This window comes from Fibrobacter sp. UBA3629 (genome assembly GCF_002374005.1).
GTDB lineage: Bacteria > Fibrobacterota > Fibrobacteria > Fibrobacterales > Fibrobacteraceae > Fibrobacter.
In genome coordinates, this window is sequence record NZ_DFLC01000038.1 from 42812 (window position 1) to 53197 (window position 10386).

Sequence of the window (10386 nt, forward strand, 5' to 3'; positions counted from 1 at the left end):
GCGAGTGAATACGGCGTCAAAGTCTGGGCAGCCCCGTGGACATCCAGATACACCATAAATTACGACGGTGACAAGAAGCACCTGGATTTCAATCACGCTCAGGACTGGGCCAACACCATCTTGAAGTTTACGCAAGACATGCGGAAGGCTGGCGTTAATCTATATGCAATTTCGTCGCAAAACGAGCCCGACGGCACCGGTGACAACCACTACGAACCCGATGAATTGGCACGTTGGGTAGGCGACTACCTTGGCCCCACCCTCGATACCACGGGCATCAAAATTATTGGCACCGAAGCTATCAACTGGTATGGATTCCCCAATTACAAAAAAGCTTTCTTCAACAACCCTGCCGCCTTGAAATACACGGACATCTTCGGAACGCACGAATACGGCGGAGACCCGGCGGCTTATCCCGAAATCCACGAAGCCGGCAAGGAATTCTGGGAAACCGAAGTCTATGATCTTGGAAGTAACAAGGAAGACGTGGGCATGGGAAGTGCTCTCCGCGTTGCAGGCGTAATCCATGACGCCCTGACTATTGCGAACATGAACGCCTGGCATTTCTGGTGGATTTATTCCTGCAGCGAAGCTAGTTGCGGCAACGGAGCCCTCTGGCCGCAAGGACAAGGCAACCCCGACAATGTGGAGCCTACCAAGCGACTCTGGGTCATGGGGAACTTCAGCCGCTTCGCGCGACCCGGCTCTTGGAGAATCGACGCTACCAAGAATCCCGAAAGAGATGTAAAGGTCACCGCCTACCGCGACTCCCTCAAGACGAAAATCGCAGTCGTCATTCTCAATTCCAAGAACGAGGAGTTCAAGGCGGACTTTGACTTCGGAAACACGAAAATTGGAAGCTTCAAGCCCTACGTCACCGATGACAATAACAACCTCAAAGAAGGAACCGAAGTCAAAGTCGACGATACAAAGTGCAGTTACAGCATCCCGGCCCGTAGCGCAACGACAGTCGAATTCATTCTGTGGCAAGAGCCAAAGGTTGAACCGCCTTCAGACTCTACCGATGCAATTGCCTTCGGGACACATGCTGCGCTCCAAAGCCTTCAAAGTACATATAAAGTATTTAGCCCGCTTGGCGCGTTTATCGGCGAATTCCAGGCCGGACATATCGGCGATCTCCGCAACGCCATGACAAACGCAGGCTTAAGCCGCGGTGTGTATATGGTCAAATGCGGCAATGCAAAAACGCAACGTGTGGTTTTGAGATAAGTAAAAGGTCGCCCTGCAAGGGACGACTTTTTTATTTCGCTGAGGTGTATGAAAAAGTGGTGAGTCGGTGGACGCTATTTGAGTATCGTCATCGCCCATTGAGGAATGTTGTCTGTGTAGCTTTTAACCAGTTTTCCATCCGACAATCTGAACAAAAGCGAAGCGTCCTGGTCTTCTACCGAATTGTCATAGACATAAAGACGATCCACCGAAGGAATTATCTTCTTGCAGTTGAAAATGGATTTCTGGTATCTGGAAATAATCTTGACAATAGGAACATCATGACCGCCCTGTATCACTCGCTTTGCAATTCTAGCGGCATTGATAGATGGGTGTGAGGTCGCGACAAAAAACAAACGGATGAAATAACCTTGCTGTTTTGCACGGCAAACAAAGTCGACTTTTTCATCAGAAGAAAAAACTGACTCGAAAATAAGACTTTTATGGTTCTTCAAAGATTCTTCACGCTAAGATTTGCAATTAACGGATGGTCGCGGCAGCTTTTTCAATTTCATCGAAAAAACGTTTGGTGGCGTCTGCATTGGCTTTGCGAGCGTCCTCGGCGGCTTCCCTCATAATTTGGGCAAGCATTTCATCGGTCGGCTCTTCCAAGTCCGTCAATCTGTAAGAATCAATGCTTTTTGTCGTTGTCATAGGGGCTCCTTGATGCCTTGTTGCAGATAATATACATTTTTCTGTGTGAAAACGCAAGTTTGGGAAGAGGAGGAGTCTAAATATGCTTGTGTTCAAGCAATAAGTCTACAAATTTGTGAAAAGGTGATTCGCAAATCACAGAAAATGGGTGCTTCCGCACATATATGTGCGGTCGGGCTGTGTTTTAGGGGTTGCTATCCCTAACGCAGAAATATTTTTATCTTTTTTTTCAGTAGACTTTTGATACTATTTTTACATTAGGCATAATCTGAATTCGGCATATATGGAAATCTCTAAAAAAATATCTGAAAAATTTGAATGTGACATTCAAAACATCGCTAAATCATTTATTGAATATTTTGATAAATGTTTAAATAACAAAACAAATGATTATGTTTTGAATTGGATTGAATATGTCATTCGTTTGATACCGCCTAAAAAACGAGAAGTTCATTTCAGTAAGGACTTTTGGGAACGGGCTCCCAAAGAATGCTGGAAACAGATTTACTTCTTAGCAGATAGATTTAAATCTGGAGAAGATGTAAATCCATATCTATCAAAGACTGTGCAAAATGCTTTGCAAGGAAAAAGAACTGATATGCTGTGGACGGATTGGGAAATATCTCACTTTCATCTTTCTGAAAACATTCCCAATGGGTCGTATTTTTCAGGAAGGTCTGATTATCTGTTGTTCGCAATTGTTGGCGACTATTTTGTTTGTTTTCTTGACGCTAGACCTCATCCAAAGGGTGCTGAATTTGCTGATCCTGAATTATATAAATACATATGTGAATCTTGGCCGGAGCTAATAAATAATCTCGAAGGAATCTCTCCCGATAAGGATTGGTCCAAAGAAGAAATTCATAAATTTCGGCAAAGGGGTTTGAATGTATGTTATTCGTATAATGGTCAAGTCAAGGCGTTAGGCGGTCTAACAACAGTGAGCGGGAAATCTGTTCGGAGTGTTTTTTTAAAAGACAGGATGACTTTTGAACTAGGTGAGTTGTCGAAAAGACTTGCCGATTATGTCGAAAAGGAATTTATAAACTTTAGTGAAAGTGATTATTTATTAAAACTAGAAACAGATGGTGTACGCCTTGTCTGCTCATCAAGCAATGAAAGCGCAGTTCTTGATGAACGAAATTATCCAACGGTCAATTACATTTTTAATCAAAGATGGCTAGTAGAAAAAGTGGTGGAATGCAACAGAGTTGCTCAAAAGGACGCTTGATTGTGGTTCTTTTAAATTTTGAAGCGATTCTTTAACTTTTTATGCTTCTTAGCAAGATGAAAATTTTCAAAAATGTTATTTTTATTGCAAAACAGCAAATCTCGTTCATAACACAAAAGGAATGTCTATGAAATATTTTGGAATAGCTTTGTCTCTTATTAGTTCCTTGTCTTTTGCGGAGACTCTTGTAGAACTTGAGAAAAAATGTTTTGATGCGGGAAATGCCAGTTTCGCTGTAAAAACAACGGAAGAAGTTGTTGTTTATGGAAATGAAAACGAGCCAAAGGTTTCTTTTGTCAAATACAATGTAAAAAATAATCCTACCATAGAAAATGGATACCCTGACCAATCTTTCTTTATGGTAAATCTTCCAAAATCTATTTTAAATAAACTTGGTATTACATCGTGGAATGAATATTTGTGTGGAACTTTTCTTAATTACGCCTACCCCAATGTAAACGAATTAACATATTTCAGTACAAAAGAAGGTAATACTTCGGTAACATTTAAAGAAAAATTTTATGGGTTTTATCAAAAATTAAACAAATACAAATATGATGGTGTTTTAACTCCAGAAATTATAGACTCCCTTAACATATCAATTCCAGGAAATGTCTTTTATACTAATTATCCTTTAAGTAGGATTTATCCAAATGATTTTGTTAGCAATTATGACAGACAATTATTTTTAAACAATCAATTACTAATAAAAACGATAGACCCACTATTTGACATTTTTCTAAAAAAGGATTCTGAATCAAGAGATTCTTTGGTGAATGAATTGAAACAATCAAATGGAATTTTATTGAAAACAGTTGATTCGATAAGCAGTATTTTAAATGATTTTGAAGACAGAGTTGGAATAAATGAAAATACAGGTATATATTTAAAAGTATATTCATTTCTCAAAACATTGAATGATAAACTTGAGCAAACTAAACCCTATATGGCAGTCGCTTCATCCGCATACGCGAATGAGATAATTCAATTTTTTGAAGATTTTGATAAGCAATCAAAACGATATCAAAAAAATTTGAAAAAAAGTAAAAATAAAACTACCGAAAAAAAACTAGCAGTTTTCTCTACACAAACTTTAATAAACGCAATAGATCTTGTTGAAAAATGTACGAAGGGTCTTAGTTCTACAACTAATAAAACAGAACTGCAAATTGTTGATGTATTAAGCGATTACAGCACGAAATTAACAGAATATCTTGAAAAAATCAAATCCGGAAACATGGGGACTGCAAATATTGTCAAACCTGCGTTAGCAAAATATATTGTTGAAATCAATTATTTTCTTGATTTAGTTCCTTGCAAATATATGAATAGAAATATAGAAGCTAAAGATGTTGATGCAGATGTTATATCTCTAGATGATGGAACTGACCTCATGTTATTTGGCGAACAGGATACCAGAATTTTAATACGAACGACTTCATCAAACATTTCTTCACTATATTTCGATAAGAATATGCGATTTGTTGGAGGAACCGTTGGGAGTGATATCCTTTTTTATAAAGATTTTTTACCATCGATTCAAATTATTTATATAGGAAATCCTCTCAGCAACAACACGTTCAAAGGCAAAGTAAATTTATATAACGAATCAAAATATTTTGAAAATAGCGATTTGTCTTCCGAAAAAGGCGTCGCTTATAGAGACAAATTAGAATGCATTTATATTGCAGTCAAAGGAAATATGAAAGAATTCAAAGAACTCGTTGGGGCTAAAGTCTTTAAACGGGGTAATTTACGGTATAGTATACAAAACGATGAATTTCAATCGCTTTCTTGCAAAGATGGTGTGATTAAAAAAACATCTGAAAAAAGGTAATCATTGCCAAATGAAGGGGAAAATTTCGTTTTTAGGTTTTAAAGTAAACTTCATGATTTAACGGCTTTAACGACGCCTTATGCATTTTTTGCAATGAGTTGCTCCCCGCTTAATAGCCTCATTTCTTGATATCTGAATGCAGTTTTTTGTGCATCTTATAGCGGATGTGCAACCTAACTCATGATATTTCAGTGTTTTGGTATTAAATACAACTAAGTCAGAATGCTTATCTTTTGACGGCTGCAAGTTTGTTTGATGAGCATATACATTCACTGAACCTAAAAAGAGGATTGTGACCAAAGCAATGCATTTAAGGAATTTTGTTAAGAAAGTCATCGTTCATTTTGGAAAGAATTTACTCGTTTTTATTATAGAAAAAACAAGAAAAATTAGCAAGCCAGGGTGTTGCGGGTGCGGCGTCTGAGCACCCGCTAGAATGGGTGGCGTAAGACCCGGCTGGGCGGGAATAACAAAAGATCCCCGACCAAGTCGGGGATGAAGCGAGGGGAAGGCTTTCCCCAAAATTTTTTTCAAAAATCTCTTGACATGCTCCGCTGGATAGATTATATTTATACTGCTCAAAAGAGCAATTAAAAACTAAAACGCCCCGTTGTTTTTTGCATGTCTGCGGGGAAAGGAGTAAAAGATGTATAGCGATGCAAAAATCGGTGGTGTCGGAATTTGGCTGGACGAGATTGTTCCTTGCCTCAAGGACAACGAAACCGGAGAAATCAAGGAAACCGTGGTGTTCAGGATTGAGAGTCGCTCGTTCCTGAAAAAGTTCAACGAAAAGAACGGCTGGGGAATTGACTGGATTGAGGTCCCTAACGATGTTGAAGTGTTCGCCCTCGCCTTGAAGGAAAATAACGAAATTCAGGGGCTGGTCGGGGTGAAAAATGATGAAGGGCCTAAGGCGGCGTACTTGCACTGGGCCTGCACTGCTCCGCACAACAATAAACGTGTATATGGCTCACAGCGCTATAGCGGCGTTGGTGGGCATCTTTTTGCCATTGCCGTTGATAAATCTGTACAATGGGGTTACGATGGCGTTATTTTCGGTTTTGCCCTTAACAAAGAACTGCTAAATCACTATATTGGCGTATTAGGGTGTGCGCATATCGGCGCGCTTCATCCGTATCATTTCATTTTGGGGCCGATTGCTGCAAAAAAATTATTGGAGACGTACACTTATGAATGGAACTAAGAAGGTTGAGGACATTCTGTCCGATGTACGGATTCCGTTTTCGGCGGTTCCAGACCCGTACAGGAACGCTCCTCCCTGCAAGTTGAACTTGCTAGAACTGGCTCGATATGCCGACAGGAACGGCAAAGACATCAGCAATCTTTCTCAAGAAGAAATAGCCCAATTCAAGATATAGGGTTAGTTAAAGTAAAAAACGCAGGCTCGATTGAGTCTGCGCTTTTGGTATTAAAGGGCGTGGTTTACTTCTTCACATGCCTGTGGTACTCTTGGAGGCTGCATACTTCGAATCTTCCGAAATCGTGCTTGTCCATGAGGCCTTCCACGGTAGAGGTGAGGGCGGCGATGGTCGTGGTGATAGGAATGCCCGAGACGACGGCCTTGGAGCGCATCTGGATTTCGTCGACCATGGCTTCGGCGCCGTTCTCGGTGGTGTTCACGATCCACTGCACTTCCTTGTCGTGAATGAGATCCAACAGGTTCGGGCGGCCACGGGAGATGCGGAACACGGCGCGGGTCTTGATACCTTCGTTGTAAAGCATCGTCGAGGTGCCGCGGGTGGCGTAAATCTGGTAGCCCATGTCTACGAGGCGCTTGATGAGCGGAACGGCCTTCTGCTTGTCTTCGTCCTTGAGCGAGACGAAAATGTTGCCTTCGCTCGGCACTTTGTTGCCTGCAGCGAGCTGGCTCTTGAGGTAGGCAAGGCCGCGGTCGCGATCGATGCTCATGACTTCGCCGGTGGACTTCATTTCCGGAGAAAGCGTGATGTCCACGCCCGGGAACTTGACGAACGGGAAGACGGCTTCCTTGACGCTCACGTAAGGCACGTGGACTTCTTCGGTGAAGCCGATCTGTTCGAGGGTTTCGCCCAGCATGCAGCGGCTTGCGTAGCTGGCGAGCGGAACGCCGATGGACTTGGAAACGAACGGCACGGTGCGGGATGCACGCGGGTTCACTTCGATCATGTAGAGTTCGCCATCCTTCACGGCGAGCTGCATGTTCATGAGGCCGCAAACGTGGAGTTCCTTCGCGAATTCCTTGGCGTAGGCGCGGACCTTGTCCTGGATTTCCTTGGAAAGAGTCATGGGCGGGATGACGCTTGCGGAGTCGCCGGAGTGGATGCCAGCGGGTTCCACGTGTTCCATGATGGCGCCTACCACGGTGTGCTTGCCGTCGCTGATGCAGTCCACATCGAGTTCGGTGGCGTCTTCGAGGAAACGGTCGATGAGGATGGGCTTGCCTTCACCAATGGCGGCGGCTTCTTCCACGAACTTGCGGAGGTACTTTTCCTTATAGACAATCACCATGCCGCGGCCGCCGAGAACGAAGCTCGGACGCACAAGAACGGGGTAGCCAATGCGATCGACAATAGCCAAGGCTTCTTCCACGTTGTGGGCGATGCCGGATGCGGCCTGCTTGATACCGACCTTGTCGACCAACTGCTTGAAGAAGTCGCGGTCTTCGGCGAGGTCAATGTCTTCGGGGCTTGTACCTACGACGTTTGCGCCGGCCTTCTTGAGACGCATGGCAAGGTTCAGCGGAGTCTGACCACCGAATTGCACAATCACGCCCGCGCAGTTTTCGCGTTCGTAAATGCCCATCACGTCTTCGAGCGTGAGCGGTTCAAAGTAGAGCTTGTCGGAGGTGTCGTAGTCGGTGGAAACCGTTTCGGGGTTCGAGTTCACCATGATGACTTCGTAGCCTTCGCGGCGCAGCGTAAAGGCTGCGTGGCAGCAGCAGTAGTCGAATTCGATACCTTGACCGATTCGGTTCGGACCGCCGCCGAGCACCATGATGCGCTTCTTGTGACCGTGACCCGGAATTTCACGGACCGGTTCGCTGTTTTCAGCATAACAGCTGTAGTAATACGGCGTGATGGCTTCGAATTCGCCGGCGCATGTATCGACGGAGTAGTAACTCGGAACGAGGCCAATCTGCTTGCGCACCGCCATGACTTCTTCGGGAGTCTTGTGGAACAGGTAACCGATCTGGATATCGCTGTAGCCGAGTTCCTTGGCCTGGCGGAAGAGCGGCAAGTCCTTCGCGAGGTTTTCGAGAGAGCCTGCGGAAAGGATTTCGTCTTCGTAGAGGGCGAGTTCTTCGAGATGACGCAGGAGGTAGCGGTCAATTTTCGTGAGCTCGTACAACTTCTCGACGCCCCACTTGCGGCGCAGTGCTTCGTGCAACACGAAGATGCGTTCGGCGCTCGGGCGGGCGACTTCCTTGGCGAGGGTTTCGTCGTCGTAGACGGCAAACTTTTCGCACTTGGCGCAGGCACCGAATCCGCCGAATCCCGTTTCGAGAGAACGGAGGGCCTTCTGCATGGCCTGCTTGAAGTTGGTACCGATGGCCATCGCTTCGCCCACAGACTTCATCTGGGTACCGAGCGTGGAATCGGCCTTCGGGAACTTTTCGAACGTGAAGCGCGGAACTTTCACGACCACATAGTCGAGCGCCGGTTCGAAGCAGCTCGGGGTCGTTTGCGTAATGTCGTTGCGGAGTTCATCGAGGGTATAGCCCACGGCAAGGAGGGCCGCAATCTTTGCGATGGGGAAGCCCGTTGCCTTGGAGGCGAGAGCAGAAGAACGGCTCACGCGCGGGTTCATTTCGATGATGATGCGGCGACCGGTCTTGGGTTCAATAGCCCACTGCACGTTGGATCCGCCGGTTTCTACGCCGATGGCTTCCATGACCTTCAGGGAGTCGTCGCGCATGGCCTGATAAGCGCGGTCATCGAGGCTCTGGATCGGGGCGACCGTGATGGAGTCGCCGGTGTGTACGCCCATGGGGTCCAGGTTTTCGATGGAGCAGACGATAACGGCGTTGCCCTTCTTGTCGCGCATGACTTCCATTTCGAATTCTTTCCAGCCAAGCAGCGATTCTTCGATAAGCACTTCGTTGTTGAGCGATGCGTCGAGACCGCGGTTCACGATGGTCTCGAATTCTTCTTCGTTGTGGGCGATACCGCCGCCGGTACCGCCGAGGGTGAAGCCCGGACGGATGATGAGCGGCCAGCTGCCGATGGTGTGGGCGATAGCGGTCGCTTCGCTCATGGAGTGTGCAGAACCGGAGCGGGGGAGGTCAAGCCCAATCTTGAGCATGGCTTCCTTGAACAGGTGGCGGTCTTCGGCGCGCTGGATGGATTCGGCTTTTGCACCGATGAGCTCCACCTGGTAGCGGTCGAGAATGCCGCGTTCGTTGAGTTCCATGGCGAGGTTGAGTGCTGTCTGGCCACCGAGAGTCGGGAGCAGTGCATCGGGGCGTTCGCGACGGATGATTTCGTGCAGAATGTCGACGCTCAGCGGTTCGATGTAGGTGCGGTCGGCCATTTCGGGGTCGGTCATGATAGTGGCCGGGTTGGAGTTCACCAGCACCACTTCGTAGCCTTCGCGGCGCAGCACCTTGCAGGCCTGCACGCCGGAGTAGTCGAATTCGCAGCCCTGGCCAATCACAATCGGACCAGAACCAATGAGCATAATCTTCTTGATGTCGGTACGCTTAGGCATTCTTCTTGCCTCCATTCACATTCTTCTTTTGTGCCGGTTTTGCCTGCGCAGACTTGGCCTGCGCGGAACCTTTTTTCTTTTGTTCGAGAGCCGCCTTTACAAGCCCGCTGAACAGCGGGTGCGGCGCAGTGGGCCTGCTCTTGAATTCCGGATGGAACTGGCAGGCTTCAAAGTAGGGGTGGTTCTTGATTTCCACCATTTCTACGAGCTTGCCATCGGGCGATGTACCGGCAATTTTGAGGCCGGCCTTTTCGAGTTCCTTGCGAAATTCGCTGTTGTAGTTGAACTCGTAGCGGTGACGGTGGCGCTCGCTAATCTTTTCGCTCTTGTAGAGCTTTGCCGCGTTGGAATCCTTCATGAGCTTGCACGGATAAGCGCCGAGGCGCATGGTGCCGCCCTTTTCGGTGACGTTCTTCTGTTCGTCCATTAGGTCGATGACCGGGTGGGCCGTCTTTTCGTCGAATTCCGTAGAGTTGGCGTCTTTCCAGCCGAGCACGTTGCGTGCAAATTCAATCACGCAGCATTGCATACCGAGGCAAATGCCCAGCAGTGGAACCTTGTGTTCGCGGGCGTACTTGATGGCGACGCATTTGCCGTTCACGCCGCGACTACCGAAACCGCCCGGAATCAGGATGCCGTCGGCGTTCTTGATGAGATTCGGATTTTTTTCCAGCTCTTCGGCTTCGATGCATTCCACCTTTACCTTGGCGTTGTGTTCCATGCCGGC

8 protein-coding genes are annotated in these 10386 nt (G+C 46.6%); 4 read left to right on the plus strand and 4 right to left on the minus strand.

What is annotated here, in order from left to right; all coding sequences use genetic code 11:
• Positions 1-1230, plus strand: a 1230-nt coding sequence (locus tag B2310_RS11640; RefSeq protein WP_290731781.1) for a glycoside hydrolase family 30 beta sandwich domain-containing protein, incomplete at its 5' end; no start/stop codon positions are given.
• Between the two features lie 74 nt (positions 1231-1304).
• Here B2310_RS11640 and B2310_RS11645 read toward each other — a convergent pair.
• Both B2310_RS11645 and B2310_RS11650 read right to left on the minus strand, forming a co-directional pair.
• Positions 1305-1685: a hypothetical protein gene (locus B2310_RS11645; RefSeq protein WP_290731784.1), complete on the minus strand. Its 381-nt coding sequence runs from the start codon at positions 1683-1685 to the stop codon at positions 1305-1307.
• 25 nt (positions 1686-1710) lie between these two features.
• A complete protein-coding gene (locus tag B2310_RS11650) occupies positions 1711-1884 on the minus strand; it encodes a hypothetical protein (protein WP_173357848.1) in 174 nt (57 codons plus the stop codon).
• A 283-nt stretch (positions 1885-2167) separates the two neighbouring features.
• Here B2310_RS11650 and B2310_RS11655 point away from each other — a divergent pair, with 283 nt between their 5' ends.
• The 3 genes from B2310_RS11655 (at position 2168) to B2310_RS11665 (ending at position 6156) form a co-directional block, all read left to right on the plus strand.
• The gene (locus B2310_RS11655) at positions 2168-3115 is read left to right on the plus strand and encodes a hypothetical protein (RefSeq protein ID WP_290731787.1); all 948 of its coding nucleotides are present in this window, start codon (positions 2168-2170) and stop codon (positions 3113-3115) included.
• A gap of 127 nt (positions 3116-3242) precedes the next feature.
• Positions 3243-4952 carry a hypothetical protein gene (locus B2310_RS11660; RefSeq protein WP_290731788.1) on the plus strand — a complete coding sequence of 570 codons (1710 nt, stop codon included), beginning with the start codon at positions 3243-3245 and terminating at the stop codon, positions 4950-4952.
• Positions 4953-5598: 646 nt separating this feature from the next.
• Positions 5599-6156, plus strand: a complete 558-nt coding sequence (locus tag B2310_RS11665) for a hypothetical protein (protein ID WP_073113426.1) — start codon at positions 5599-5601, stop codon at positions 6154-6156.
• Positions 6157-6395: 239 nt separating this feature from the next.
• Here the strand turns inward: B2310_RS11665 and carB are convergent, their stop codons facing one another.
• A complete protein-coding gene (gene carB, locus B2310_RS11670) occupies positions 6396-9659 on the minus strand; it encodes a carbamoyl-phosphate synthase large subunit (protein WP_290731793.1) in 3264 nt (1087 codons plus the stop codon).
• Positions 9652-10386 (minus strand): CTP synthase (locus B2310_RS11675; protein WP_290731796.1); only part of this gene is annotated, 735 nt, incomplete at its 5' end. The genes B2310_RS11675 and carB, both read right to left, overlap by 8 nt.